Origin of the sequence: Pseudomonas sediminis (assembly GCF_039555755.1) — a bacterium.
Taxonomy (GTDB): domain Bacteria; phylum Pseudomonadota; class Gammaproteobacteria; order Pseudomonadales; family Pseudomonadaceae; genus Aquipseudomonas; species Aquipseudomonas mendocina_D.
Map to the genome: position 1 here is coordinate 3,925,934 of NZ_CP154631.1, position 25,974 is coordinate 3,951,907.

Consider the following 25,974-nt stretch of genomic DNA (forward strand, 5'->3'; position numbering starts at 1 on the left):
ATGATCGGGCAAGCGAAGCGGCGGGCACCGGGCACTTTCCCCATGCCGCAGCGTCATAGTCTGGGCCAACCCGTAGTCATATCCGTTCGAGGAGTGTGGTCGATGAAACACTGGATCTGTTTGCCGCTGCTTGCGGTGACGCTCGTCGGCTGTGCCGGCAAGACCGTCTACCGTGAGACCTGCGCCAATCAGCTGGATGCCGCCTGGAAGGAACTGAGCATCGCCGAGGCCGAAGGCTTCGCCGGTACCGTGAGCTATTCCAAGGCATTCTCTCTGCTCACCGCTGCCAAGACCCAGCAGCAGTTCGAAGCCTACGCAGGCTGTACCAGCAAGGCCGAACGTGCGCGCTTCTACATTCGTGAATCGCGAGCGGGGCGTTGATGCAACTCGATTTCGCCGATCTGAGCCCGCTTGAGGCCTACCGCTGGCTGGCCTCCAGTGTCACCCCGCGGCCCATCGCCTGGGTTTCGACCCGTTCGGTCGACGGCGTGGCCAACCTGGCGCCGTTCAGTTTCTTTCAGGTGATCAGCGACAACCCCCCGACCTTGCTGGTCAATGTCAACACTCGCGATGACGGCAGCCTCAAGGACAGCCTGCGCAATGCCCAGGCCAGTGGCGAACTGGCGATCCAACTGGTCAGCTTCGCCCAGGCCGAGGCGATGAACGCCAGTGCTGCGATCCTGCCTCATGAGGTCAGCGAGTTCGCCCACTGTGGCATCGCCAGCCAGCCGTGCGAGCGCATCGACGTGCAGCGCGTCGTTGGCGCAGCGGTGACCTTCGAATGCCGCGTAGCGCAGATCCAGCCCTATCCGCCGCAACAGCCCAATTGCCACCTGATCTTCGCCGAAGTACTGCTGGCGCATATCGATGATGCGGTGCTCAACGAGCAGGGGCGTATCGACCCGCTCAAGCTCGATCTGGTCGGTCGCCTGGGGGGCAGCGCCTACTGCCGTACACGTGACCTTTTCCAGATGCAGCGGCCCTGAACCCGTTCTGAAAACGACGTCCAGTTAACTCTCCCGGCCATCTTGGCGTCTGCTGGCTTGTCGCCAGTAGCGCTGCGCTCCTATGTTCCAGAATCGTCAGGCCGTTGAAAAACGTAGGCGAGGCAGGCAAGACAAGGAAAAAACGGCCGAAAAAGCGCAGTTTACGAATTGTAAATGAGCATTTTGAGGCCGTTTTTGACGCCGTATTGCCAACGTAGGTAGTTTTTCAACAGCCTGTTTGGGCTGGCTGCAGTAGGCAGGGGGGTGTCATGGGTGGCTCATTGAGCAAGCGGCTGGCCAGTCTGAGCACGGCCAGCAAGTTGATGCTGGGTTTTGCTCTGGTATTGATTCTGACCGCTCTGGTGGCTGTTACTGGTCTGCTGGCGTTGCGTGAAGTCAGTGCTGGCGCCGAGCTGCAGCAACGCATGAGTGCGCTTGGCGAGCAGGTGCTGCGCATGCGCCAGAGCGAGCAGGCGTTCGCGCTGAGTGGCAACAGCCAGCACGCCGAGCGGCTGGCAGAGCAGGCTGAGAGCATTTTGCAGGCCGGACAGGCACTGCAAGGTGAGCTCGATAGCGACACGGCTGCCATTTTGGCGCAGGTCGAGCCTGCGCTGGCCGACTACCGCAGCGCTTTTGCCCGCTACGTTGAACTCACCGACAACATGCAGCTGTCCCTGCAAGCCGCTGACTGGCTGGTGGTCAGCGCGGCCAACAGTCTGGATCTGCTGCAGGAGGGGTTGGCCGAAGATGGCGCCGACCTGCTCAAGAGCACTCAGGGTGAGCGCGGTGGCGACTCGGTTGCGCAGGCTGGCAAGGTCAGCAAGATCCATCAGTTGCTGCTGCAGGCGTTGGATCAGGCACGCCAGCGTCTGGAGGCCAGTCGGCGCAGCGATAGCAGTGAGCAGGCGGAAATTGCCCAGGCCGGCGAGGCGCAAGCCCTGGCTGCCGAGTTGCGCGATGCGCTGGATGATCCCGGCTATGCCGCGGTGCTTGGTGAGGTGGTGGTCAATGTCGACTCCTTCAATGAGCGCCTGAAGGAATACGCCACCCAGTTGCAGCAACAAAAACAGGTATACGGGCAACTGGTTGCTCAGGTCGAGCAGTTGCTGCAGCGGGTCGAGCTGGCCCTGGAAACCCAGCGTCAGGCCATGCACGCCGAGCGTCAGGCCAGCAGTGGCCTGATCATCGCGGCGGCGGCCCTGGCGCTGCTTTTTGGCCTCAGCGCGGCAATCATGATCAGCCTGGCCATCGTGCGTCCGCTCAAGCGAGTGATCGGCCTCGCTGAATCCATCGCCGCTGGTGATCTCAGTGTGCGCATCGAACAGGATCGTCGTGACGAGATCGGTCAGTTACTCGCTGCCATGCAAGGAATGTCCGCCAACCTGCGCGATATGGTTGGTCGCCTTCAGGGGGGCGTGGCGCAGATTTCCAGTTCTGCCCAGACCCTCTCGACAACTGCCGAACAGACGCGCCAGGGCGTCAATGGCCAGAAGCTGGAGACCGACCAGGTTGCTACCGCCATGAGCCAGATGACTGCCACGGTGTATGAGGTGGCGCGCAATGCCGAAGCGGCAGCGGCTTCCACCGAGCAGGCTGACCAGCGAGTCGGTGCAGGCAGCCAGGTGGTGCGTCAGACCCTGCAGCGTATCGAGCAATTGGCTCGCGCCATGGGCGCCACTACCGAGAGCATTCAGCGTCTGAGCCAGGACACTCAGCGTATAGATGCCGTACTCGAGGTGATCAAGAGCGTGGCCGAGCAGACCAACCTGTTGGCGCTCAACGCAGCCATCGAAGCGGCGCGTGCCGGAGAACAGGGGCGTGGTTTTGCCGTGGTTGCCGATGAGGTACGAGCGTTGGCAAAACGCACTCAGCAATCCACGGCGGAAATCGAGTCGCTGATAGCGGCCTTGCGCGGGGGCAGCCGCCGCGCGGTGACCGACATGGAGCAGAGCGCCAGCCTGGTGAACCTCACGGTTGGCGACGCTAGCCAGACCGAAGGCGCCCTGACTGCCATTGCCGAGGCGGTGAGCCTGATCTCGGAGATGAACCAGCAGATCGCTGCTGCAGCGGAGCAGCAAACCGCCGTGGCCGAGGAAATCAACCGCAGCGTCACCTCGATCCGCGATATTGCCGATCAGTCAGCTACGGCCATGGACGAAACCGCTGCGTCGAGCATCCAGCTGGCTGAGCTGGGGCGGGAGCTGCAGGGCATGGCAGGGCACTTTCGCCTGACATAGCGTCTGCCCTCACAGTTTCGTGAGCAAACTTTGCATAGAGCTATGCCACGCCTTGGCGCCCCAGTAGCATCGGTGCTCTGCATAAGGAGCCAACGATGCGAACCAAACTCGATGCCTGTCTCGACTCGGTCAATCAGGTATTGCTGGGCAAAGAGGCGCAGGTGCGCCTGGCCCTGACCTGCCTGCTGGCGCGTGGTCACCTGCTGATCGAAGACCTGCCGGGCATGGGCAAGACGACCCTCAGCCATGCCCTGGCGCGCGTGCTGGGGCTGAGCTTTCAGCGTATCCAGTTCACCTCTGACCTGCTGCCGGGCGACATTCTTGGTACCTCGGTATTCGACAAGGACAGCGGGCAGTTCGTCTTTCATCCCGGGCCGATCTTTGCTGAGCTGGTGCTGGCGGACGAGATCAACCGCGCTACACCGAAGAGCCAGAGTGCGTTACTCGAAGCCATGGAAGAAGGGCAGGTGACCATCGAGGGCGCGACCCGGCCGCTGCCCGAGCCGTTCTTCGTCATCGCCACGCAGAACCCGGTCAGCAGCGGCGGCACCTTCGCCTTGCCCGAATCCCAACTCGATCGCTTTCTCATGCGTCTGTCACTGGGCTATCCGGCGCAAGCGGCGGAGCGGGCTTTGCTGCTGGGCGATGCCCGGCGTGATCTGTTGCCGCGTATGGAATCCATTCTCGACCATGCCGAACTGGCCCGTCTGCAGGCGCAAGTGCCCAAGGTGCGTGCCAGTGATGCGCTGATCGACTATGTGCTGCGCCTGGTCGAGGCGACGCGCAGTCAGCCGCAGTTCGCCTGGGGTTTGTCACCGCGCGCCAGTCTGGCGTTGTTGGCTGCAGCGCGGGCCTGGGCGCTGCTGGCCGAACGTGATTACGTGATTCCCGAAGATGTGCAAGCGGTGCTGCCGTCGGTAGTGGGGCACCGTCTGCGCGAGCGCGCCGACCCTACCGGTCATGGTGGCGGCAGTCTGGTGCAATGGTTGCTGCGCGAAGTGCCGGCGCTCTGATGCGTGCAGCGCTGAAGCCGCTCTGGCGGCGCTGGTTGGCCAGGCGTATTCCGCCAGCGGCCAGCGTGCGTTTGAATCAGCGGCGCATTTTCATTCTGCCCAGCCGGGTCGGGGCTGTGTTTGCCGTGGCACTTCTACTGATGCTGCTGGTGGGCATCAATTATCAGAACAGCCTGGCCTATGGCCTGACCTTCCTGCTGGTATCGGTGTTCGTCGTCACCATCCTGCATACCTACCGCAATCTGGCCGGGCTGGTGCTCAAGGCTGGTGGTGGCGGGGCAGTGTTCGTCGGCGAGCAGGCGCGCTTTCGCGTGCGTCTTGAGAGCCCTGAGCGCGAGCACCAGGCCGTGGCGCTGGGCTGGCCACCGTCTGAGCTGGTGGTGCGCGATGTGCCGCGCCAGGGGCAGACCGAAGTGGATTTGAGCCAGCCAGCCGTGCGGCGTGGCTGGCTGCGACCCGAGCGTCTGAGGGTGGAAAGCCGTTTTCCGTTGGGCTTGCTGGTGGCCTGGAGCTGGGTCGATCTGGATCAGGCTGTGCTGGTCTACCCGCGGCCGTTGGAGGGGGAGCTGCCGTTGTCGGCGGGCCTGGGCGAAGAGGAGGAGGAAGAGGGCATGCGCGCGCGCGGCCAGGGCGCCGACGACTTCCAGGGCCTGCGCGAGTATCAGCCGGGCGATTCGAAACGGCGTCTGGACTGGAAGGCCTATTCACGTGGTCAGGGCCTGCTGGTCAAGGATTTCGGCATGCTCAGCGGCCGCGATCTATGGCTGGACTTCGACAGTCTGGGTGGCGACAGCGAAATGCGTTTGTCGCTGCTCTGCTACTGGGTGCTGCAGTTCACCGAGCGGCAACAGGCATTCGGCTTGCAACTGCCTGGGCAGGTAATCGCCCCTGATTATGGTGAGGGGCATCGCGATGCTTGCCTGCGCGCCCTGGCGTTGTTCGGAGTGCGCGCATGAGCAGCCTGCCGGGTATTCCGAGGGTCGCTCTGACCTGGTTGCTGATCGCCCAGGCGCTGGTGATCATGCCGCATCTGGTGCATTTACCGCTGTGGATGATCGCGCTTTGGCTTGGCGCTGCCGCTTGGCGTGTGCAGATCTTTCGCATGCGTGCGCGCTATCCCAATGGTTGGGCCAAGGGCGGCCTGGTGCTGCTGGTGTTGGCTGGCATCCTGCTTTCGCGCGGCACGCTGGTGGGGCTGGATGCCGCGTCGGTGCTGCTGATCGCCACCTTCACCCTCAAGCTGCTGGAGATGCGCACGCGGCGTGATGCGCTGGTGCTGATCTTCCTCGGTTTCTTCTGCGTGGTGACCGCCTATCTGTTCGAGGACGGCATTCTTGCCGCGCTCTACAGCCTGCTGCCGGTTACGGCGCTACTGACCGCGCTGGTCGGCCTGCAGCACAGTGGTTTTGCCGAGCGCCCCTGGCCACCCCTGCGCTTGGCGGGTGGCTTGGTGCTGCAAGCGATACCGCTCATGCTGTTGCTGTTCGTGTTCTTTCCGCGCATGGGGCCGTTGTGGTCGCTGCCAATGCCCAGCGACAAGGGCGTCACTGGACTGTCGGACAGCATGGAGCCGGCAGATATCGCCGAGCTCAGTCGTTCCTCGGCACTGGCCTTTCGCGCCAGCTTCGAGGGTGAGGTGCCGGCGAGAGGGCAGCTGTATTGGCGTGCTTTGACGCTGGAGCGTTTCGATGGCAGACGCTGGTCGCAATCCAGTTACGCTGATGTACCCGTCACGCCGCAGTGGAGCAAGGCTGGCGAGTCGCTCGATTACAGCATCATCATGCAGCCCAGCGGCAAGCGTTGGCTGTACGCCCTGGATGTTGGTGAGATGGCGCAGGACAGCGGGCGGATGATGAACGACTTCCGTTGGCAGAGGCTGCGTCCGGTAGATCGGCCCCTGCTGTACCAGGTGCGTTCCTGGCCTGAGGCAGCACGTGAAGCATCGGCCGAGCCACCCGGTTTGCGCCAGGCACTGCAACTGCCCGAGCAGGGCGACCCGCGCAGTCGCGTCTGGGCGGCTGAGCTGAAGGCAAAGTACCCGCAGAGCGATGCGCTGGTGGCCGCAGTGCTGCAGCATTTCAACCGTGAACCCTACGTCTACACGCTGCGCCCGCAGCCGCTGGGCAGCGACAGCATCGACGATTTCCTGTTCAACACCCGGCGTGGTTTCTGCGCGCACTATGCCGGCGCCATGACCTTCGTTCTGCGTGCCGCGGGTATCCCCGCGCGGGTGGTCGCCGGTTATCAAGGCGGCGAGCTCAATCCCAATGGCAACTACATTCAGGTACGCCAGTTCGATGCCCATGCCTGGGTCGAGTACTGGCAGCCGGGCCGTGGCTGGCGCAGCGTCGATCCGACTTTTCAGGTAGCGCCGGAACGTATCGAGCAAGGGTTGGAAGAGGCCTTGGCCGAAGAGGATGGTTTTCTTGACGATCAACCCTTCTCGCCACTGCGCTACCGCGAGCTGGCCTGGCTCAATCAGCTGCGCATGAGTTGGGAGAGTCTCAATTACGGCTGGCAGCGCTGGGTGCTGGGTTACCAGGGTGAACAGCAGCTGAAACTGCTGCAGAACTGGTTCGGCAGCCTCGATTGGCAGCGTCTGGCGATCGCTCTGGTGGGCACTGGCGCGCTTTTGATTGGCCTGCTGGCGCTGTGGCTGCTCAAACCCTGGCAACAGCGGCCTGATCCGCAACGCCAGGCGTTTCGCAAGTTCGAGCGGCTGTTGGCGCGCCATGACGTGCGCCGGGAAGCGGGTGAGGGCGCACGCTCCTTCGCGTTGCGCGCGGCGCGGCACTTGCCCGAGCAGGCGGAGCAGATCGAGACATTTGCCCGATGCTTCGAGCAGCAGCGCTATGCCGGCGGGCCAGCGTCACGTGATGCTTTGCGGCAAGCACTGAGTGATTTGCACAGAGCATTACCCTGGCGCTTGTCGCGTTAGCGACCAATGGCCACTTGCTTGAGTGGGTGGTGGGGCTGTTAGCTTGATGCATCTTCGTTTGGAGGAGCGAGCATGAGCGATTTCATCGAGCATTGCCTGGGCCGCGTCCTGGCTCTGCAAGTGCGGTTGTATGCCTGCCAGGCACGGCTGGCCGACTGTACCGACACCGAGGCATTGCACGATTTACGCATCGCCCTGCGGCAATTGCGCAGCCTGTTGCGTCCGTTACGCGGTTTGCCGGCTATAGATGTTCTGGAGCAGGGAGCAGCGGTGCTGGGCCGCCTCAGCGGGCCACTGCGTGATCGCGAAGTCCTGGTCGCCGAGTTGGCGCGCATGGGACTTGCCCATCTGGCGCCTGTCGATGAGGCGCAGCGCGCCGCAGGCTACGCTGCCATTGCCAGTAGTCGCGAGTTGGCGGACCTGATGCTTTTGCTCGACGGCTGGCCGGCGAATTGGCGTGAGGCCGCCAGACAAGGCCAGTTGAGCGATATAGACAAGCTCATCCGGCGTCGCCTGCGCCGTCAGCAACGACAACTGGCCCGTGCGTTGCGCGATCCGGCGCATGATCGCCACCGCCTGCGCCTGTTGATCAAGCGCGTGCGTTACGCCGCTGAAACCTACCCCGCACAAAGTCGTTTGAGCAAGGCGGCGCAGCTCAGGCTCAAGCGTGCGCAAAGCGCGCTGGGCGACTGGCACGATCGGCTGCAGTGGCTGGCACAGGCCGATGCGATGGTGTCCCTGGAACCTTGCCGGGCCATCTGGCTGCAGGCTCTGCTGACTGCAGAGGGGCGCGCCGATGATGCCTTGCTGGCGCTGTATGGCGACCTGCCGAACGCAGACTAAGGTGTCATTCTCGCCGCAAATATGACCGAATAGGCATCCTTGCCGACTATCGTTTAATCGTCAGCATCCCCTAAGATCGTCGCCATCGATGAATGCCGAGGTGCATATGATCTTTTCCGAAATGCTTGAGGCGGTGCGCCGCGATCCCGATGCCGTGGTGATCCCGGCTGAGTGGGGGCAGGGCCGCGCCAGTTTCGGCGGCCTGGTGGCGGCTCTGGCGTTCGAGGCCATGCGCGCCAAGGTGCCGCAGGGTCGTCCGGTGCGCTCGCTGGCTATCACCTTCGTCGGCCCCGTGGCGCCGGATGTTCCCGTCAGTTTTCAGGCCGAGGTGCTGCGCGAGGGCAAGGCGGTCAGCCAGATGTTCCTGCGCGCGGTTCAGGACGGGCAGGTGGTGACCGTGGTGCAGGGCAGCTTTGGCGCGTCGCGCCCTTCGGCGATTGCCGTGGAGGCGCTTGCCGCGCCGCAGATCACGCCGGTGGAGCAGTGCCAGGAGTTGCCCTATGTGCGCAACGTCACGCCGGAGTTCACGCGCTTTCTGGCCATGCGCTGGGGAATTGGCGGCATGCCTTTCAGCAACACGCCATCGCGGCAGATGGGCGGCTGGGTGCGTTTGCGTGGTGAGCGCGAGCCGCAGCCGCTCAGCGAGGCGCACTTGCTGGCACTGGTCGATGCCTGGCCGCCTGCGGTGCTGCCCTATCTGAAAAGCCCGGCGCCGGGCAGCTCGCTGACCTGGACCATCGAGTTCGTCCAGCCGCTACGCACTCTCAGCAGCGAAGACTGGTGCCTGTATCGCGCAGACATCGAATATGCCCGCGATGGTTACGGGCACGTAGCGGCGGCGATGTGGACCCCCGCAGGTGAGCTGATCGCCCTGAGCCGGCAGACCGTCACCGTCTTTGGTTGAATCAGTGGCGTCAGGCAGCGCTTCAGTAACAGGCGCTTCAGGGCAGCGCCCCTGTTGGTGAGAGGCTCTGCGGGCTCGGCCGTGGGCTTGCCGCACCAGGGAGGTTTCCAGCAGGCACGAGCCGCATATGCGATTGCCTGGCAGGGTCTTTACAGGCGTAACTGGCCGATAGCCTTGTTCAGCTCGCCCGCCAGCTGTGCCAGTTGCTGACTGGTGGCGGCCGATTCGAGGGTCTGGCCGACGGTCTGCTCGGTCACGTCACGGATGCCCACCACCGAGCGGCTCATTTCTTCGGCCACCTGGCTCTGCTGCGTGGCAGCCACGGCAATCTGCGTGTTGCTGTCGCGCATCAGGGCCACGGCGGCAGTGATGGCGGCCAGCGATTCCCCGGCCTCCTGCGCCAGTTGCACGCAGTAATTGGCGTTTTCCGAACTTTCGCGCATGAATTCGACAGCGTCGCGGGTGCCACCCTGCAGGTTGCCGATCATCTGGGTGATTTCGTCGGTTGAGTCCTGCACGCGCTTGGCCAGGTTGCGCACCTCGTCGGCGACCACGGTGAAGCCGCGGCCCATTTCACCGGCGCGGGCGGCCTCGATGGCGGCATTGAGGGCGAGCAGGTTGGTTTGCTCGGCGATGCCGTGAATCACGCCGACCACGCGACTGATGTGCTGACTGTCTTCGGCCAGGCGCTCGATGCTGCCGGCGCTCTGGCGCACGCCTTGCGACAGCGCTGCGATGGATTGCTCGACACGTTCGACCACCTGCTGACCAGCGCGTGCAAGCTGATCGGCATTAAGCGACTGGTCGCGAGTGGTGCCGGCGTGGTCGGCAATATGTTGAACGGTGGCCGACATTTCGTTGATTGCGGTAGCAGCCTGGTCAGTCTCGCTCTGCTGGCTGAGCATGCCCTGGCGCACGGCCCCCATGCGCTCGGCCATAGCGCGGGTGCTGCTGTCCAGCTCGCAGGCCACCTGGCCGACGGTGCCAACCACGCGCTGGTAGCCGGCTTGCATGGCGTTGAAGGCAGCGGCCATCTGGCCGACCTCGTCACGGCTGTCCAGCGGCACGCGCAGGGACAGATCCCCGCTGCGTTCGGCTTGCAGCATCACATCCTTGAGGGTGTTGAGGTGACTGAGCAGAAAGCGTATCAACAACTGCGAGGCAGCCAGCAGTAACAGCATCAGCACGGCGACGGCGATGGCATAGGTCAGCGCGTGCTGGGTGAACAGGTCGAGCAGGCTGGGTGCGCGCACCATGATCACCAGATCACGTCCATCGCCGAGGGTGATGCGCTGTGCACCGACCACCGGCGAATCACCGAATAGGGCGTCATGCGACAGTGCCTGCCAGCCGCTGGCGTCAGGAGCTCCCTGAGCGCCCGGCAGGCTGCCTTGCAACACCTGGATATTGGCTGCGTTGGGCAAGGTGGCCTGCTCTGGCCACTGCTGCAGCACGCGCGCTTGGGACACGGCTGCCTGGCGCGCATCGGCGCTGCGCGCCTGCTGCTCGATGTGCAAGGCGAATAGCACCAGGATCAGGCTGATGACGAGGACAACGGCGTTGACCGCCCAGAATTTGTACTTAAGAGAAAGATCGCTGATCCAGGCGCTCATGTTGTTGTTATCCGTCTCGCTGCGTTCTATTGGCCAAGTGCCAGTAGTATGCCTTGACTGGCAGCCAGAACCTTGACGTCAATCAATGCTCTGGTGCCTTAGTCTTCCACTATGGCTGGCATACCGAAGAACGCTCGCGCACAGGTTGTGGTCTGTGCTGCCAGGGTTTCCTCGCTTTGCCCGCGGTGCAGCGCCACCTCGCGCAGCACCTCGCCGAGAAAGGCGGGCTCGTTACGCCCGCTCTTGGGTTTGGGGCGCAGGCTGCGCGGCAGCAGGAAGGGCGCATCGGTCTCCAGCATCAGGCGCTCGCCGGGGATGTCCCTAAGCAGCGGGTGCAGATGCGTGCCGCGACGTTCGTCACAAACCCAGCCGGTGATGCCGATATGCAGGTCTAGATCGAGATAGGCATAGAGTGCACGGCGCTCGCCAGTGAAGCAGTGCACCACCGCTGCCGGCAGCTGATCACGATAGCCACGCAGTATCTCCAGCAGACGCTGGCTGGCTTCGCGCTCATGCAGAAACACCGGCATTTGCAGTTCGACGGCCAGGGCCAACTGTTCTTCCAGGGCTTTTTCCTGCGCCGGACGCGGCGAGAAGTCGCGATCGAAGTCCAGGCCGCATTCACCCACAGCGCGTACTTGCGGCTGCGCCAGCAGCGCCTTGAGAGTATTACTGCTGGCGCTGTTCCACGAGCTGGCATCATGCGGGTGAACCCCGGCGGTACTGAACAGACGTTGGCCACTGCTATCCAGCTGTCGGCAAAGTGCGAGGCTCGCCTCGCTTTCATTCAGACTGGTGCCGGTCAGCACCAGCTGACACACGCCGGCTGCGTAGGCACGTTCGAGCAGCGCCTCGGCCTGCACAGCGAGGCTGGGGTGGGTGAGATTGACGGCAATATCGATGAGTTGCATGGTGCCACCTGTTGAACGCGAAAGGGCAGAATAGCAGAAGCCGTCCATTCGTCAGGAAGTCGATTTAAAACAATAACTTGTTCGCCATTTTTAAGGTTGATGCAAGGTTTTGGGGTGGCGCTGTGACGCTTGGCTGTGCCAATCTCCGCGCCCCTGCCAGCTTTGGGAACTTGTTCGGCGGGCGTAAGGTCTGTCGCGCATCGGCGAGCAGCAGGCCACCAAGAGGCTGCGGCGGCCAACCGCCTTCCCTGGAGAATCGATGTCGCGATTGCTGCTGATCCTGTGTCTGTTGGCCATGCTGCCGCTGCCGGTCAGCGCACGCCTGGCTGGCCCGCCCGAGGTTGGCAGCCAGACTCGCAGTACCCGCGATCTGCCGGCGATTCGTAGCAGCGGTGAGTTGCGTGTGCTGGTCAATCAGAGCCGCAACAGCTCGGGCTCGGTCAAGGGCCAGAGCATCGGCGTGGAGTACCACCGCCTGCGTGCGTTCGAGCAGTACCTCAATCGCAATTCCCGTGATGGCCGCAACCTCAGGCTGAAGATCATCCCCAAGGCCAAGGATCAGTTACTCGGCGCCCTGCAGCGCGGCGAGGGCGATGTGGTCGCGCCCGGCGAATTGCTCAATGTGCGCACCGGGCATGATGTCAGTGCCAGCACGGCGATTCGCCGTGAGGTACCACTGGTGTTGGTCTCCAAGCAGGGCAATCGGCATTACCGCAGCCTTGAACAATTGGCCGGGCGTAGCCTCTCGTTACCGGCGGGTAGCGCCGTGGGCGAAGCGCTGAGGTTGATCAACCAGCAACTGGCAGATCGCAAACTGCCGCCCATCGTGGTCGAGTGGGTCGACCCCAGTCTGGCCGTCGAAGATGTACTGGAAATGGTCCAGGCCGGCATCTTCGAACGTACTGCGGTAGAACTGCCGATCGCCGAACGTTGGGCCAAGGTGATGCCCAAGTTGCGCGTCGACAAGCATTTGATCCTGGCGCGCGATGGCGACATGAAATGGTTCGTGCGCCCCGATGCGCCGATGCTGCGTGCCAGCATCGACCGTTTCTTCAGCAGCTATCAGAGCCCGGCCGACCAGGATGCGGCGTTTCAACGTGTCTATCGCCGCCTGTACAAGGTGCATTCACCGCTGGGACGCGCCGAGCGACAGCGGCTGGAGAAGGTGCGTCCGGTGTTGCAGCAGCATGCCGAGCAGCAGGGCTTCGATTGGCTGATGCTGGCCGCGCTGGCATTCAAGGAGTCGACGTTGAACCCGTCGGCGCGCGGTGCCAGTGGCGCAACCGGTCTGATGCAGATCACCCCGGCGGCAGCGCGCAGTGTCGGGGTAGGCAGCATTCAGAGCATCAACGACAACGTTCAGGCCAGCAGCAAGTACCTGGCGATGATTCGCCGCAATTTCTTCAATAGCCCGCAGCTCAACGAGCGCGAGCGTATGGCATTCGTGCTGGCCGGATACAACCTGGGCCCGCAACGGGTGCAGAGTCTGCGTGCCGAGGCGCGCAGGCGGGGCCTGAATCCCAATCAATGGTTCTTTCAGGTCGAACGTGTGGCTATGGAACAGATGGGCATGGGTGTGGTGAGTTATGTGAACGCGGTGAATAAGTACTACCTTGCTTATGACCGTGAACGCTATTTGCTCGAACCGCAGGGACGGCGTCTGACGGCCAAATAGATATCTATTTATTCGATTTTTATAAGCGGTATTTTGCTATTTTTTAATCGAATAAATTGGATATTCTGTGCGCCATCCAACCCACACACCAAAGGAAGCCTTGCAATGAACAACCTGATCAAAAGCATTACCGACAGCCAGGCCGGTTTGGGTATCACCATCCTGCGCATCGTCGCCGGCATTACCTTCGCCGCCCACGGCTCGCAGAAACTGTTCGGCTGGTTTGGTGGTTATGGTCTGGCGGGTGTTGCGCAGTGGATGGAGAGCATCGGTCTGGCTCCGGGCTACCTGATGGCGCTGATGGCCGGTAGCGCCGAGTTCTTCGGCGGCGTGGCGCTGATCATCGGCCTGCTGGTGCGCCCGGCGGCGGCGGTGCTGGCGGTAACCATGCTGGTAGCGATCTTCACCGTGCATCTGGCCAATGGCTTCTTCATGAGCAATAACGGCTATGAGTTCGCCCTGGCGCTGCTGGCCATCAGCGTGGCGCTGGTATTCGAAGGTGCCGGCAAGCTGTCGGTCGATGGCAAGCTAGCGCGCTGATTCAGCCCGGCAGCAAACGAGAAGGTCCGCCAATGCGGGCCTTGTTGCGTTTGTCTTTAACGATCAGGCCGTAGCAGCCTGCTCGGCTTTCTTCTCCTGGGCGACCACCTGTTGCGCTAGCTCGATCATCTGTTCACGCATCCAGCGGTTAGCCGGATCCTGGTCGGTGCTTTCATGCCAGTACAGGTGGGTTTCCAGCGTCGGCACGTCGCCGACCGGCAAGGTCACGTGGTGCAGGTTATGGCGACGGGCAAAGCGCTCCGGCACGGTCATCACCATGTCGGTCTGCTGCATCACGCTGCTGGCCATAAGATAGTGTTGCGAGCGCAGGGCAATCTTGCGCTGGATGCCCATCTTGCCCAGCGCCAGGTCGACGTATCCGAGGCCGCTGCGGCGGCTGGAGATGTGGATGTGGGTGAGCGACAGGTATTCGTCGAGGCTGATCTTTTCCTTGGCCAGCGGGTGGCCAGGGCGCATGGCGCAGACGTAGCGATCATCGAGCAGCTTGACGTGACGAACCTGCGGGTCGGTGTTCAATGGCGCGTCGACGGCGAAGTCGAGCCGGCCGGCTGCCAACTCCTTGGTGGTTTCGCGGCGCTTGGCCAGGAAGCTCTCGATGCACACGCTCGGCGCCAGGCGACGCAGGCGCTGGAATAGCGGCGGCAGAAGAATCTGCTCGGATAGGTCGGTCATGCTGATGCGGTAAGTCTTGCCGGCCTGCTGTGGGTTGAAGGTGCGGCTTTCCTGCACTGAAACGCGCAGCAGCTGCAGGGCGTTACGCACCGAACCGATAATGTTCTGCGCCATGGGTGTCGGCACCATACCTTGGGCGGTGCGCACGAACAGCGGGTCGTTGAAGGTTTCGCGCAGGCGGGCGAGGGCATTGGACACCGCCGGCTGGGTGATGCCGACGATCTGTCCGGCACGGGTCAGATTGGCCTCGGTGTAGATAGCGTCGAAGACGATGAAGAGATTCAGATCCACCTTGGTCAGGTTCATGCCGGCAGTGCTCCAGGGGCGTCGATATCAGTCGATCATATATCGGTTATGAATGTTCATACACGCTGAAAATAGGTTCGATAAATCTTATGCGCTGTTCTAGCATCATTTCCACAACCTCTCACCCTTTGTCACAAACAGGTAACCCCATGGATTTCGCCTATTCCCCGAAGGTTCAAGAGTTGCGTGAACGTGTCAGCGCATTCATGGAGGCGCACGTTTATCCGGCCGAAGCGGTATTCGAGCAGCAGGTTGCAGAAGGCGATCGCTGGCAGCCGACCGCGATCATGGAAGAGTTGAAGAACAAGGCTAAAGCCGAAGGTCTGTGGAACCTGTTCCTGCCCGAGTCCGACTATGGCGCGGGGCTGACCAACACCGAATACGCGCCGCTGGCCGAGATCATGGGGCGCTCGCTGATCGGCCCGGAGCCGTTCAACTGCGCCGCGCCGGACACCGGCAACATGGAGGTGCTAGTGCGCTACGGCAATGAGGCGCAGAAGCGGCAGTGGCTGGAGCCGTTGCTGTCTGGCGAGATTCGCTCCGCCTTCGCCATGACCGAGCCGGGCGTGGCTTCCAGCGACGCCACCAACATGCAGGCCAATGCCCGTCGCGAAGGTGACGAGTGGGTGATCAATGGCCGCAAATGGTGGACCTCCGGTGCCTGCGACCCGCGCTGCAAGGTGATGATCTTCATGGGCCTGACCAACCCGGATGCGCCGCGTCACCAGCAGCACTCGATGATTCTGGTGCCGATGGATGCGCCGGGCGTCACCGTGCTGCGGCCGCTGCCGGTGTTCGGCTACGACGATGCGCCGCACGGCCACGCCGAAGTGCTGTTCGAGAACGTCCGTGTACCTTACGAGAGCGTGCTGCTCGGTGAGGGGCGTGGCTTCGAAATCGCCCAGGGCCGCCTAGGCCCAGGCCGTATCCACCACTGCATGCGTTCGATCGGCATGGCCGAGCGTGCGCTGGAACTGATGTGCAAGCGTGCCGTAAGCCGTACCGCTTTCGGCAAGCCGCTGGCACGCCTGGGCGGCAACATTGACCACATCGCCGATTCGCGCATGGAGATCAACCAGGCGCGCCTGCTGACCCTCAACGCGGCTTACATGATGGATACGGTCGGCAACAAGATCGCCGCCAGCGAAATCGCTCAGATCAAGGTGGTGGCGCCAAACGTCGCGCTCAAGGTAATCGACCGGGCGATCCAGATGCACGGCGGTGCCGGTGTCTCCAACGACTTCCCGCTGGCTTACTGGTACGCCATGCAGCGCACTCTGCGTCTGGCCGACGGCCCGGACGAGGTGCACCGTGCGGCCATCGGTAAGTACGAGATCGGCAAGTACGTGCCGCGTGACGTGATGAAAGCCAGCCGCTGATGCAGTGGCGTGTCTAGTCTTGAAATAGATTTACACCGTTTTGACTAGATTTGCGGTACCTAGAACGCCCGATGCATCGCATCGGGCGTTTTGTATTGTGCGCCCAGCATGGGCGCACTCCTGCGGGGCAAGTCCCGCCGTAAGTTGATCACAGCGAACGAGGTGAATCGCAACTGCGTGAGGGTGAGCGAGCGTGGGGAGGAAGCGTGGAGCGTAATCTGCGAGCCGATGAACAAGAACCGGAGAGAAGGCGCTATGGAGCAGGGCGAGCGGGCAATGAACCGCAAAGCTCTGGTGATCAAGGCGAAGTGGCGTAGATCCGGCGGTTGTGCAGAGAAGGAGTACGTTCTTACCTGGGGAGATCTCGCCTCGATCCTGAAAGGGTAACGGCATCGAGCCGGAGCGAGAAGTCAGCATATGTAACCATACCAAAACAGTGGACCGGCCTTGGATACCATACCGTTCCTGGGCCTGCTGATAGGTCAGCTCGCCTTTTTCAACCTGATCGACCGCCGCCAATTTAAAAGTCAGCGAGTAAACACGCTGCGTACGCTTAACACCTTGCACCATCGAGATCTCCAGCCCCTCGGGACGAAGGTGTAAGCCTTATTCAGGACGGGACACGGGCAATAAAAAGGCTGCCATTGGCAGCCTTTTCCGTTTCGCGGTGCTATCAGTCGCGGTTAGCCGGCAGATCACGCTGCTCGTAGCCGGTGTACAGCTGGCGCGGACGGCCGATCTTGTAAGGACCCGAAAGCATTTCCTTCCAGTGCGAGATCCAGCCCACGGTACGTGCCAGGGCGAAGATAACGGTGAACATCGAGGTCGGAATGCCGATGGCCTTGAGGATGATGCCCGAGTAGAAGTCCACGTTCGGGTACAGGTTGCGCTCTTTGAAGTACGGATCGGTCAGGGCGATCTCTTCCAAGCGCATGGCCAGTTCCAGCTGCGGGTCATTGGTGATGCCCAGCTCGCCGAGGACTTCGTCGCAGGTCTGCTTCATCACGGTGGCGCGCGGGTCGCGGTTCTTGTAAACGCGATGACCGAAGCCCATCAGCTTGAACGGGTCGTTCTTGTCCTTGGCCTTGGCGATGAACTTGTCGATGTTGGAAACGTCACCGATCTCGTCGAGCATGGCCAGTACGGCTTCGTTGGCGCCGCCGTGTGCCGGGCCCCACAGCGCAGCGATACCGGCTGCGATACAGGCGAACGGGTTGGCACCCGAGGAGCCAGCCAGACGTACGGTGGAGGTGGAGGCGTTCTGCTCATGGTCGGCGTGGAGGATGAAGATCTTGTCCATCGCCTTGGCCAGCACCGGGCTGATCGGTTTGATCTCGCACGGGGTGTTGAACATCATGTGCAGGAAGTTTTCCGCGTAATTCAGGTCATTGCGCGGGTACATCATGGGCTGGCCCATGGAGTACTTGTAGGTCATGGCGGCTATGGTCGGCATCTTGGCCACCAGGCGCATGGCCGACACTTCGCGGTGCTGCGGGTTATTGATGTCCAGCGAGTCATGATAGAACGCGGACAGGGCGCCAACTACGCCACACATGATGGCCATTGGGTGGGCATCGCGGCGGAAGCCGTTGAAGAAGGTCTTCAGTTGCTCATGAACCATGGTGTGGTTCTTGATGGTGCTGACGAACTGGGCCTTTTCTTCCTTGCTCGGCAGTTCGCCATTGAGCAGCAGGTAGCAGGTTTCCAAGTAGTCGGATTGCTCGGCGAGCTGCTCGATGGGGTAGCCGCGATGCAGCAGGATCCCTTGGTCGCCGTCGATATAGGTGATCTTCGACTCGCAAGAGGCGGTCGACATGAAACCAGGATCAAATGTGAACCGACCCGTGGCGGTCAGGCTCCGCACATCGATTACATCGGGACCAACAGTGCCGGTCAGAACGGGCAGTTCGACGGGGGCATTGCCCTCGATGATCAACTGCGCTTTTTTGTCAGCCATATGTGGCCTCCTAGTTATGCTTGAAATCATCAGACAGCCCCCCACGCAGGGCCCGCACCACTATAGTGGGATAAATCCGAAAGTCAATTTGCGAGAACCCAGGCAGTAGAAGGGTTTGAGCGCTATTTTCAGCGAAAAAAGGCCGCTATTTACGCCATTTGTTTAAAGGCTGCAATGCGCTTTTTGGGGGAGGGCATTGCATTGTCATTAGTCTGCTAACTGTCTATACTCTGCGGCCGACCGCCACAGGCTTTAGGGCCGTGTCATGGCGGTTGTCACTCATTGGGTGATGGGTACCTTGCCAGTGCACTTCCCAACAACTTTGCCCTGATCGTTAGGGGCTCTCAGTGTGATAATAAAGCCGTGAATAGCCAACGACCTGTAAACCTAGACCTTCGGACTATCAAGCTTCCGATCACCGCTTACACGTCCATTCTTCACCGTATCTCCGGTGTCATCCTCTTTGTCGGTATCGCCATTCTGCTGTTTGGCCTCGACAAGTCGCTGACCTCCGAAGAGGGCTTCGCCCAGGTGAAAGAATGCCTGACCAGCCCGCTGGCCAAGTTCGTGATCTGGGGTCTGTTGTCCGCTCTGCTGTACCACCTGGTGGCCGGTGTACGCCACTTGATCATGGACATGGGCATCGGTGAGACGCTGGAAGGCGGCAAGCTGGGCTCGAAAATCGTCGTCGTAGTGGCGGCGGTAGTGATCGTGCTGCTGGGGGTGTGGATATGGTAACTAATGTCACGAATTTCTCGCGTTCGGGCCTCTATGACTGGATGGCTCAGCGCGTTTCTGCGGTCGTTCTCGCGGCTTACACGCTGTTTCTGCTGGGCTATGTGATCTGTAATCCAGGTATGGGCTACGCCGAATGGCATGGCCTGTTCTCGCATACCGCAATGCGCATCTTCAGCCTGCTGGCCCTCGTTGCACTGAGCGTGCACGCCTGGGTTGGCATGTGGACCATTTCCACCGACTACCTGACGCCGATGGCGCTGGGCAAGTGGGCGACTGGTGTGCGTTTCCTGTTCCAGGCCGTGTGTGGCATCGCCATGTTCACGATGTTCGTCTGGGGCGTGCAGATTCTGTGGGGTTTCTGATTCATGGCTAGCATCCGTACTCTTTCCTATGACGCCATCATCGTTGGTGGTGGCGGCGCTGGCATGCGTGCCGCGCTGCAACTGGCTCAGGGCGGTCACAAGACTGCCGTGGTCACCAAGGTGTTCCCGACTCGTTCGCACACCGTTTCCGCTCAGGGTGGCATCACCTGCGCCATCGCTTCGGCCGACCCGAACGATGATTGGCGCTGGCACATGTACGATACCGTCAAGGGTTCCGACTACATCGGTGACCAGGACGCTATCGAATACATGTGCTCCGTCGGCCCGGAAGCGGTGTTCGAGCTTGAGCACATGGGGCTGCCGTTCTCCCGCACCGAGCAGGGCCGCATCTATCAGCGTCCGTTCGGTGGTCAGTCCAAGGGCCCGGATAACCCGACTCAGGCTGCCCGTACCTGCGCCGCTGCTGACCGTACCGGTCACGCCCTGTTGCACACCCTGTACCAGGCCAACCTGAAAGCCGGCACCTCGTTCCTCAACGAGTGGTACGCAGTCGATCTGGTGAAGAACCAGGACGGCGCCATCGTCGGCGTCATCGCCATCTGCATCGAAACTGGCGAAACCGTCTACATTCGCTCCAAGGCCGTGGTTCTGGCCACTGGTGGTGCTGGCCGTATCTACGCCTCCACCACCAACGCCCTGATCAACACCGGTGACGGCGTGGGCATGGCCCTGCGTGCCGGCGTGCCGGTGCAGGACATCGAAATGTGGCAGTTCCACCCGACCGGTATCGCCGGCGCTGGTGTACTGGTTACCGAAGGCTGTCGTGGTGAAGGTGGTTACCTGATCAACGCCCATGGCGAGCGTTTCATGGAGCGTTATGCGCCGAACGCCAAAGACCTGGCTGGTCGCGACGTGGTTGCTCGCTCCATGGTCAAGGAAGTCATCGCCGGCAACGGCTGTGGCCCGGACAAGGACCACGTACTGCTGAAGCTCGATCACCTGGGCGAGGAAGTGCTGCACAGCCGCCTGCCGGGTATCTGCGAACTGTCCAAGACCTTCGCCCACGTCGACCCAGTAGTCGCTCCGGTACCGGTCATCCCGACCTGCCACTACATGATGGGCGGCGTGCCGACCAACATTCATGGTCAGGCCATTACTCAGGACGCCAACGGCAACGACAAGATCATCGAAGGTCTGTTCGCTGTAGGTGAAGTGGCGTGCGTGTCGGTGCACGGTGCCAACCGTCTGGGCGGCAACTCGTTGCTCGACCTGGTGGTATTCGGCCGCGCCGCTGGCCTGCATCTGGAAAAAGCGCTGAAAGAAGGCGTGGAAGTCCGTGGCGCCAGCGAAACCGACATCGAGCAGTCGCTGTCGCGTCTGGCTGGCGTCAACGAGCGCAGCACTGGCGAAGACGTCGCCCCGCTGCGTAAAGAGCTGCAACAGTGCATGCAAAACTACTTCGGTGTATTCCGTACTGGCGAATACATGCAGAAGGGCATCCAACAACTGGCCGACCTGCGTGAGCGCATCGCGAAAGTCAAAATCGCGGACAAGAGCCAGGCGTTCAACACTGCGCGTATCGAAGCGCTGGAACTGCAAAACCTGCTCGAAGTTGCTGAAGCGACCGCGGTCGCGGCCGAGGCTCGTAAAGAGTCCCGTGGCGCCCACGCTCGTGAAGACTTCGAGGAGCGCGACGATCAGAACTGGCTGTGCCATTCGCTCTACTTCCCGGGCGAGAAGCGCGTAGCCAAGCGTGACGTGAACTTCGCGCCGAAGACCGTTCCGGCATTTGAACCCAAGGTTCGGACTTATTAAGGGTGACTGATATGTTGCAAGTCAGTGTTTATCGCTACAACCCGGAGAAGGACGCTGCTCCGTTCATGCAGGACTTCCAGGTCGACACCGGCGGTAAGGACATCATGGTCCTCGACGTGCTGGCGCTGATCAAGGAGCAGGACGAGGGCTTCTCCTACCGTCGTTCCTGCCGTGAAGGCGTATGCGGCTCCGACGGCATGAACATCAACGGCAAGAACGGCCTCGCGTGCATTACGCCGATCTCCGCTGCTGGCCTCAAGGGCGGCAAGCTGGTGATTCGTCCGTTGCCAGGCCTGCCGGTCATTCGTGACCTGGTCGTCGATATGAGCATCTTCTACAAGCAGTACGAGAAGGTGCAGCCGTTCCTGCAGAACGATACGCCGGCTCCGGCCATCGAGCGACTGCAGACTCCGGAAGAGCGCGAGAAGCTCGACGGTCTGTACGAGTGCATTCTGTGCGCATGCTGCTCGACCAGCTGCCCGTCGTTCTGGTGGAACCCGGACAAGTTCCTCGGTCCCGCTGCACTGCTGCAGGCCTACCGCTTCCTGGCCGACAGCCGTGACACCAAGACCGCCGAGCGTCTGGCTTCGTTGGACGATCCGTTCAGCGTGTTCCGTTGCCGTGGCATCATGAACTGCGTGAACGTCTGCCCCAAGGGTCTGAACCCGACCAAGGCGATCGGTCACGTGCGTAACATGCTGCTGCAGAGCGGTACCTGATTCGCAAGTTGCTATACCTGTAACACCTGCGAGTCCGGCATGAGTCGGCCTCGCAGTAAAGCCAGAGCCGCAGCCCACAAAGCTGCGGCTCATACTCGAAAAATATGACGACCAGCAGGGGCATCCGGGCTGGTACCCGGACTATCTGCGGAACCCAAGTGGCTTCATCCGAGTCGCAGCATCATGACTTTGATTAAGGCTATGCGGTATTCACGCCGGTGGTGTCCCCTTACCGAGGGTGACCAAGCATGCAAGAAAGCGTGATGCAGCGCATGTGGGACAGTGCCCACCTATCCGGTGGCAACGCTGCCTACGTGGAAGAGCTCTACGAGCTCTACCTGCACGATCCCAACGCTGTGCCAGAAGAGTGGCGCACTTACTTCCAGAAGTTGCCGACCGACGGCAGCGCTGCAACGGACGTATCGCATTCGACCATTCGCGATCATTTCGTCCTGCTCGCCAAGAATTCGCGTCGTGCCCAGCCGGTTTCCGCCGGGGCCGTCAGCAGCGAGCACGAAAAGAAGCAGGTGGAAGTGCTGCGCTTGATCCAGGCCTACCGCATGCGTGGCCATCAGGCCGCCCAGCTTGACCCTCTGGGTCTGTGGGTGCGCACTGCGCCGTCTGACCTGTCGATCAATCACTACGGCCTGACCGACGCTGATCTGGACACCACATTCCGCACTGGCGAGCTGTATATCGGCAAGGAAGAGGCAACGCTACGCGAAATTCGCGATGCGCTGCAGCAGACATATTGTCGCACCATCGGTGCCGAGTTCACCCACATCGTCGACTCCGGTCAGCGCAACTGGTTCGCCCAGCGCCTGGAAAGCGTGCGCGGTCGTCCGCAGTTTTCCGCCGAAGTGCAGGCGCATGTGCTTGAGCGCGTCACCGCTGCCGAAGGTCTGGAAAAATACCTGGGCACCAAGTACCCGGGCACCAAGCGTTTCGGTCTGGAGGGTGGCGAAAGCCTGATCCCGCTGCTGGACGAAATCATCCAGCGTTCCGGCTCCTACGGCACCAAGGAAGTGGTCATCGGTATGGCCCACCGCGGCCGTCTGAACGTCCTGGTCAACACCTTCGGCAAGAACCCGCGCGACCTGTTCGACGAGTTCGAAGGCAAGAAGACCGAAGGTCTGTCGTCCGGTGACGTGAAGTACCACCAGGGCTTCTCCTCCAACGTCATGACCGCAGGTGGCGAAGTGCACCTGGCGCTGGCGTTCAACCCTTCGCACCTGGAGATCGTTTCTCCGGTGGTCGAGGGTTCGGTGCGTGCTCGTCAGGATCGTCGCAGTGATGCCACTGGCGACAAGGTACTGCCGATTTCCATCCACGGTGACGCGGCTTTCGCCGGTCAGGGTGTGGTCATGGAAACCTTCCAGATGTCGCAGACCCGCGGCTACAAGACTGGCGGCACCATCCACATCGTGATCAACAACCAGGTCGGCTTCACCATCAGCAACCCGCTGGATGCGCGCTCCACCGAGTACGCGACCGACGTGGCCAAGATGATCCAGGCGCCGATCTTCCATGTGAACGGCGATGATCCGGAAGCCGTGTTGTTCGTTACGCAGCTGGCTGTCGACTACCGCATGCAGTACAAGCGTGACGTGGTCATCGACCTAGTCTGCTACCGTCGTCGTGGTCACAACGAGGCCGACGAGCCGAACGGTACCCAGCCGCTGATGTACCAGCAGATCGCCAAGCAGCGCACCACCCGTGAGCTGTACGCCGATGCACTGATTGCCGCCGGCGTGCAGAGCAGCGACGACGTGCAGGCCAAGATCGACGAGTACCGCACTGCACTGGACAACGGTCAGCACGTGGTCAAGAGCCTGGTCAAGGAGCCGAACAAGGAGCTGTTCGTCGACTGGCGTCCTTACCTGGGTCATGCCTGGACCGCGCGTCATGACACCCGTTTCGATCTGAAGACCCTGCAGGATCTGTCTGCCAAACTGCTGGAAATCCCTGAGGGCTTCCTGGTTCAGCGCCAGGTGGCGAAGATCCTCGAAGACCGTCAGAAGATGGGCGCAGGCGGCTTGCCGATCAACTGGGGCTTCGCTGAGACCATGGCCTATGCCACGCTGCTGGTCGAAGGTCACCCGATCCGCATGACCGGCCAGGACATCGGCCGTGGCACCTTCTCCCACCGTCATGCGGTGCTGCACAACCAGAAGGACGCCTCGACCTACGTTCCGCTGAAGAACCTGTACGAGGGCCAGCCGAAGTTCGAGCTGTACGACTCCTACCTCTCCGAGGAAGCGGTGCTGGCCTTCGAATACGGCTACGCCACCACCACGCCGAACGCGCTGGTGATCTGGGAAGCCCAGTTCGGCGACTTCGCCAACGGCGCTCAGGTGGTATTCGACCAGTTCATCTCCAGCGGTGAAACCAAGTGGGGCCGCCTCTGCGGTCTGACCGTTCTGCTGCCGCACGGCTATGAAGGGCAGGGGCCTGAGCACAGCTCGGCGCGTCTGGAGCGTTACCTGCAACTGTGCGCCGAGCACAACATGCAGGTCTGCGTACCGACCACCCCGGCGCAGGTCTACCACATGCTGCGTCGCCAGGTGATCCGCCCGCTGCGCAAGCCGCTGGTGGTGCTGACGCCGAAGTCGCTGCTGCGCCACAAGCTGGCCATCTCGACCCTGGAAGATCTGGCCGAAGGCTCCTTCCAGACCGTGATCGGCGAGATCGACGCGCTGGATCCGAAAAAGGTCGAGCGTCTGATCCTCTGCAGCGGCAAGGTCTACTACGACCTGCTGGAGAAGCGTCGTGCCGAGGGGCGCGACGATACCGCCATCGTGCGTATCGAGCAGCTCTATCCGTTCCCGGAAGACGATCTGGCCGAAGCGCTGGCGCCGTACAAGAACCTCAAGCACATCGTCTGGTGTCAGGAAGAGCCGATGAACCAGGGCGCCTGGTATTGCAGCCAGCACCACATGCGTCGCGTCGCTACTGCACACAAGAAGTCGCTGCTCCTGGAGTACGCCGGTCGTGATGCCTCGGCTGCGCCAGCTTGTGGTTATGCGTCGATGCACGCCGAGCAGCAGGAAAAACTGCTGCAGGACGCCTTTACTGTTTAACGCCTTCATCCGGCAGGTGGCGAGTGCCACCTGCCGGTAAACCGAATTTAAGGAAACGCATACAATGGCTATCGAGATCAAAGCCCCAACCTTCCCGGAATCGGTTGCCGACGGCACCGTGGCCACCTGGCACAAGAAGCCGGGCGAAGCGGTCAAGCGCGATGAGCTGATCGTCGACATCGAAACTGACAAGGTCGTGATCGAAGTACTGGCCGAGGCCGATGGTGTCCTGGCTGAAATCATCAAGAACGAAGGCGATACCGTTCTCTCCAACGAGCTGCTGGGCAAACTGACCGAAGGTGGCGCTGCCGCCGTCGCTCCGGCTGCTGCACCGGCCGCTGCCGCTGCGCCGGCCCAGGCTGCTGCTCCGGCTGCTGTTGCTGGTGACGACGCCATCCTCTCGCCCGCCGCGCGTAAGCTGGCCGAAGAGAACGGCATCGACCCGAACAGCATTGCCGGCACCGGTAAAGGTGGCCGTGTGACCAAGGAAGACGTGGTCGCTGCCGTCGAAGCCAAGAAGAACGCCCCGGCTGCCGCTGCCAAGCCTGCCGCTGCCCCGGCTGCTGCCGCTGCTGTCGTCGCCACTGGCGACCGCACCGAGAAGCGTGTGCCGATGACCCGTCTGCGCGCCAAGATCGCCGAGCGTCTGGTCGAAGCCCAGTCCACCATGGCCATGCTGACCACCTTCAACGAAGTAGACATGACCGAAGTCATGGCCCTGCGTTCGAAGTACAAGGACCTGTTCGAGAAGTCCCACAACGGCGTGCGTCTGGGCTTCATGTCGTTCTTCGTCAAGGCAGCTACCGAAGCGCTGAAGCGTTTCCCGGCAGTCAACGCCTCGATCGACGGCAACGACATCGTTTATCACGGCTACGCCGACATCGGTGTTGCCGTGTCCAGCGACCGTGGCCTGGTGGTGCCGGTATTGCGTAACGCCGAGCAAATGAGCCTGGCTGAAATCGAGAGCGGCATCGCCACCTTCGGCAAGAAAGCCAAAGACGGCAAGCTGTCGATCGAAGAAATGACTGGCGGCACCTTCACCATTACCAACGGTGGTACCTTCGGTTCGATGATGTCGACCCCGATCGTCAACCCGCCGCAGGCTGCGATCCTGGGTATGCACAACATCGTTCAGCGCCCGATGGCGATCAACGGCCAGGTGGTGATCCGTCCAATGATGTACCTGGCGCTGTCTTACGACCACCGCCTGATCGATGGTAAGGAAGCCGTGACCTTCCTGGTAACCATCAAGAACCTGCTTGAAGACCCGGCTCGCCTGCTGCTGGAAATCTAAAAGCCAGTCT

The 25,974-nt window shown here is 61.7% G+C and carries 22 protein-coding genes and 2 pseudogenes; 19 read left to right on the top strand and 5 right to left on the bottom strand.

Annotated elements, in window-relative coordinates; genetic code table 11:
- Positions 1-102 precede the first annotated feature (102 nt).
- The 9 genes and pseudogenes from AAEQ75_RS18445 to AAEQ75_RS18480 all read left to right on the top strand — a co-directional run bounded on the left by AAEQ75_RS18445 (position 103) and on the right by AAEQ75_RS18480 (position 8,921).
- Positions 103-381, top strand: coding sequence for a hypothetical protein (locus tag AAEQ75_RS18445; RefSeq protein WP_099523833.1), 279 nt, complete (start codon positions 103-105; stop codon positions 379-381).
- Positions 381-986 carry a flavin reductase family protein gene (locus tag AAEQ75_RS18450; RefSeq protein ID WP_343350036.1) on the top strand — a complete coding sequence of 202 codons (606 nt, stop codon included), beginning with the start codon at positions 381-383 and terminating at the stop codon, positions 984-986. Before AAEQ75_RS18445 ends, AAEQ75_RS18450 begins: the two co-directional genes overlap by 1 nt.
- Positions 987-2,218: 1,232 nt before the next feature.
- A pseudogene (locus tag AAEQ75_RS22065) lies at positions 2,219-2,317 on the top strand (HAMP domain-containing protein); the annotation flags it as partial.
- A gap of 198 nt (positions 2,318-2,515) precedes the next feature.
- Positions 2,516-3,223, top strand: a complete 708-nt coding sequence (locus AAEQ75_RS22070) for a methyl-accepting chemotaxis protein (RefSeq protein WP_430523468.1) — start codon at positions 2,516-2,518, stop codon at positions 3,221-3,223.
- A 95-nt stretch (positions 3,224-3,318) separates the two neighbouring features.
- Positions 3,319-4,236, top strand: a complete 918-nt coding sequence (locus AAEQ75_RS18460; RefSeq protein ID WP_003460516.1) for an AAA family ATPase — start codon at positions 3,319-3,321, stop codon at positions 4,234-4,236.
- Positions 4,236-5,192: a DUF58 domain-containing protein gene (locus tag AAEQ75_RS18465; protein ID WP_343350038.1), complete on the top strand. Its 957-nt coding sequence runs from the start codon at positions 4,236-4,238 to the stop codon at positions 5,190-5,192. Before AAEQ75_RS18460 ends, AAEQ75_RS18465 begins: the two co-directional genes overlap by 1 nt.
- Positions 5,189-7,174 carry a transglutaminase TgpA family protein gene (locus AAEQ75_RS18470; protein WP_343350040.1) on the top strand — a complete coding sequence of 662 codons (1,986 nt, stop codon included), beginning with the start codon at positions 5,189-5,191 and terminating at the stop codon, positions 7,172-7,174. Before AAEQ75_RS18465 ends, AAEQ75_RS18470 begins: the two co-directional genes overlap by 4 nt.
- 72 nt (positions 7,175-7,246) lie before the next feature.
- Positions 7,247-8,017 (top strand): CHAD domain-containing protein, encoded by a 771-nt coding sequence (locus AAEQ75_RS18475; RefSeq protein WP_343350041.1) that lies wholly within the window; start codon positions 7,247-7,249, stop codon positions 8,015-8,017.
- A gap of 106 nt (positions 8,018-8,123) precedes the next feature.
- A complete protein-coding gene (locus tag AAEQ75_RS18480) occupies positions 8,124-8,921 on the top strand; it encodes an acyl-CoA thioesterase (protein ID WP_343350042.1) in 798 nt (265 codons plus the stop codon).
- A gap of 149 nt (positions 8,922-9,070) precedes the next feature.
- On the opposite strand, the gene AAEQ75_RS18485 is transcribed toward AAEQ75_RS18480, so the two are convergent.
- Together AAEQ75_RS18485 and AAEQ75_RS18490 are read right to left on the bottom strand one after the other, a co-directional pair.
- Positions 9,071-10,534, bottom strand: coding sequence for a methyl-accepting chemotaxis protein (locus AAEQ75_RS18485; protein WP_343350043.1), 1,464 nt, complete (start codon positions 10,532-10,534; stop codon positions 9,071-9,073).
- A 98-nt stretch (positions 10,535-10,632) separates the two neighbouring features.
- The gene (locus AAEQ75_RS18490) at positions 10,633-11,445 is read right to left on the bottom strand and encodes a TatD family hydrolase (protein WP_143507490.1); all 813 of its coding nucleotides are present in this window, start codon (positions 11,443-11,445) and stop codon (positions 10,633-10,635) included.
- 259 nt (positions 11,446-11,704) lie between these two features.
- Here AAEQ75_RS18490 and AAEQ75_RS18495 point away from each other — a divergent pair, with 259 nt between their 5' ends.
- Entirely contained in the window at positions 11,705-13,120 is a 1,416-nt protein-coding gene (locus AAEQ75_RS18495) for a transglycosylase SLT domain-containing protein (protein WP_143507491.1), read from the top strand.
- Positions 13,121-13,225: 105 nt separating this feature from the next.
- Positions 13,226-13,660, top strand: a complete 435-nt coding sequence (locus AAEQ75_RS18500; RefSeq protein ID WP_256837092.1) for a DoxX family protein — start codon at positions 13,226-13,228, stop codon at positions 13,658-13,660.
- A 63-nt stretch (positions 13,661-13,723) separates the two neighbouring features.
- Here the strand turns inward: AAEQ75_RS18500 and AAEQ75_RS18505 are convergent, their stop codons facing one another.
- Entirely contained in the window at positions 13,724-14,659 is a 936-nt protein-coding gene (locus AAEQ75_RS18505) for a LysR family transcriptional regulator (RefSeq protein WP_143507493.1), read from the bottom strand.
- Positions 14,660-14,808: 149 nt separating this feature from the next.
- Between AAEQ75_RS18505 and AAEQ75_RS18510 the strand changes: the two genes are divergently transcribed.
- Together AAEQ75_RS18510 and AAEQ75_RS18515 are read left to right on the top strand one after the other, a co-directional pair.
- Positions 14,809-16,038: an acyl-CoA dehydrogenase gene (locus AAEQ75_RS18510; protein WP_343350046.1), complete on the top strand. Its 1,230-nt coding sequence runs from the start codon at positions 14,809-14,811 to the stop codon at positions 16,036-16,038.
- A gap of 108 nt (positions 16,039-16,146) precedes the next feature.
- Positions 16,147-16,425 carry a hypothetical protein gene (locus tag AAEQ75_RS18515; RefSeq protein WP_343352498.1) on the top strand — a complete coding sequence of 93 codons (279 nt, stop codon included), beginning with the start codon at positions 16,147-16,149 and terminating at the stop codon, positions 16,423-16,425.
- 33 nt (positions 16,426-16,458) lie between these two features.
- Here AAEQ75_RS18515 and AAEQ75_RS18520 read toward each other — a convergent pair.
- A pseudogene (locus tag AAEQ75_RS18520) lies at positions 16,459-16,608 on the bottom strand (IS3 family transposase); the annotation flags it as partial.
- Between the two features lie 103 nt (positions 16,609-16,711).
- Positions 16,712-17,995 carry a citrate synthase gene (gltA, locus tag AAEQ75_RS18525; protein WP_037000858.1) on the bottom strand — a complete coding sequence of 428 codons (1,284 nt, stop codon included), beginning with the start codon at positions 17,993-17,995 and terminating at the stop codon, positions 16,712-16,714.
- Positions 17,996-18,358: 363 nt separating this feature from the next.
- Here gltA and sdhC point away from each other — a divergent pair, with 363 nt between their 5' ends.
- The 6 genes from sdhC to odhB all read left to right on the top strand — a co-directional run bounded on the left by sdhC (position 18,359) and on the right by odhB (position 25,964).
- Positions 18,359-18,733, top strand: coding sequence for a succinate dehydrogenase, cytochrome b556 subunit (gene sdhC / locus AAEQ75_RS18530; protein WP_099524365.1), 375 nt, complete (start codon positions 18,359-18,361; stop codon positions 18,731-18,733).
- Positions 18,727-19,095, top strand: coding sequence for a succinate dehydrogenase, hydrophobic membrane anchor protein (gene sdhD, locus AAEQ75_RS18535; protein WP_037000860.1), 369 nt, complete (start codon positions 18,727-18,729; stop codon positions 19,093-19,095). Before sdhC ends, sdhD begins: the two co-directional genes overlap by 7 nt.
- A 3-nt stretch (positions 19,096-19,098) precedes the next feature.
- Positions 19,099-20,871, top strand: a complete 1,773-nt coding sequence (gene sdhA, locus AAEQ75_RS18540) for a succinate dehydrogenase flavoprotein subunit (protein ID WP_003459985.1) — start codon at positions 19,099-19,101, stop codon at positions 20,869-20,871.
- An 11-nt stretch (positions 20,872-20,882) separates the two neighbouring features.
- Positions 20,883-21,590 carry a succinate dehydrogenase iron-sulfur subunit gene (locus AAEQ75_RS18545; RefSeq protein ID WP_003459986.1) on the top strand — a complete coding sequence of 236 codons (708 nt, stop codon included), beginning with the start codon at positions 20,883-20,885 and terminating at the stop codon, positions 21,588-21,590.
- A 248-nt stretch (positions 21,591-21,838) separates the two neighbouring features.
- On the top strand, positions 21,839-24,670 hold the full coding sequence (locus AAEQ75_RS18550) for a 2-oxoglutarate dehydrogenase E1 component (protein ID WP_125873749.1): 2,832 nt from the start codon (positions 21,839-21,841) through the stop codon (positions 24,668-24,670).
- A gap of 64 nt (positions 24,671-24,734) precedes the next feature.
- Positions 24,735-25,964 carry a 2-oxoglutarate dehydrogenase complex dihydrolipoyllysine-residue succinyltransferase gene (gene odhB / locus AAEQ75_RS18555; RefSeq protein ID WP_125873748.1) on the top strand — a complete coding sequence of 410 codons (1,230 nt, stop codon included), beginning with the start codon at positions 24,735-24,737 and terminating at the stop codon, positions 25,962-25,964.
- Positions 25,965-25,974: the final 10 nt, after the last annotated feature.

Coding starts and splice junctions, on each gene's coding strand:
- AAEQ75_RS18445 (WP_099523833.1), top strand. CDS start 103: ATGAAACACTGGATCTGTTTGCCGCTGCTTGCGGTGACGCTCGTCGGC.
- AAEQ75_RS18450 (WP_343350036.1), top strand. CDS start 381: ATGCAACTCGATTTCGCCGATCTGAGCCCGCTTGAGGCCTACCGCTGG.
- AAEQ75_RS22070 (WP_430523468.1), top strand. CDS start 2,516: ATGACTGCCACGGTGTATGAGGTGGCGCGCAATGCCGAAGCGGCAGCG.
- AAEQ75_RS18460 (WP_003460516.1), top strand. CDS start 3,319: ATGCGAACCAAACTCGATGCCTGTCTCGACTCGGTCAATCAGGTATTG.
- AAEQ75_RS18465 (WP_343350038.1), top strand. CDS start 4,236: ATGCGTGCAGCGCTGAAGCCGCTCTGGCGGCGCTGGTTGGCCAGGCGT.
- AAEQ75_RS18470 (WP_343350040.1), top strand. CDS start 5,189: ATGAGCAGCCTGCCGGGTATTCCGAGGGTCGCTCTGACCTGGTTGCTG.
- AAEQ75_RS18475 (WP_343350041.1), top strand. CDS start 7,247: ATGAGCGATTTCATCGAGCATTGCCTGGGCCGCGTCCTGGCTCTGCAA.
- AAEQ75_RS18480 (WP_343350042.1), top strand. CDS start 8,124: ATGATCTTTTCCGAAATGCTTGAGGCGGTGCGCCGCGATCCCGATGCC.
- AAEQ75_RS18485 (WP_343350043.1), bottom strand. CDS start 10,534: ATGAGCGCCTGGATCAGCGATCTTTCTCTTAAGTACAAATTCTGGGCG.
- AAEQ75_RS18490 (WP_143507490.1), bottom strand. CDS start 11,445: ATGCAACTCATCGATATTGCCGTCAATCTCACCCACCCCAGCCTCGCT.
- AAEQ75_RS18495 (WP_143507491.1), top strand. CDS start 11,705: ATGTCGCGATTGCTGCTGATCCTGTGTCTGTTGGCCATGCTGCCGCTG.
- AAEQ75_RS18500 (WP_256837092.1), top strand. CDS start 13,226: ATGAACAACCTGATCAAAAGCATTACCGACAGCCAGGCCGGTTTGGGT.
- AAEQ75_RS18505 (WP_143507493.1), bottom strand. CDS start 14,659: ATGAACCTGACCAAGGTGGATCTGAATCTCTTCATCGTCTTCGACGCT.
- AAEQ75_RS18510 (WP_343350046.1), top strand. CDS start 14,809: ATGGATTTCGCCTATTCCCCGAAGGTTCAAGAGTTGCGTGAACGTGTC.
- AAEQ75_RS18515 (WP_343352498.1), top strand. CDS start 16,147: ATGGGCGCACTCCTGCGGGGCAAGTCCCGCCGTAAGTTGATCACAGCG.
- gltA (WP_037000858.1), bottom strand. CDS start 17,995: ATGGCTGACAAAAAAGCGCAGTTGATCATCGAGGGCAATGCCCCCGTC.
- sdhD (WP_037000860.1), top strand. CDS start 18,727: ATGGTAACTAATGTCACGAATTTCTCGCGTTCGGGCCTCTATGACTGG.
- sdhA (WP_003459985.1), top strand. CDS start 19,099: ATGGCTAGCATCCGTACTCTTTCCTATGACGCCATCATCGTTGGTGGT.
- AAEQ75_RS18545 (WP_003459986.1), top strand. CDS start 20,883: ATGTTGCAAGTCAGTGTTTATCGCTACAACCCGGAGAAGGACGCTGCT.
- AAEQ75_RS18550 (WP_125873749.1), top strand. CDS start 21,839: ATGCAAGAAAGCGTGATGCAGCGCATGTGGGACAGTGCCCACCTATCC.
- odhB (WP_125873748.1), top strand. CDS start 24,735: ATGGCTATCGAGATCAAAGCCCCAACCTTCCCGGAATCGGTTGCCGAC.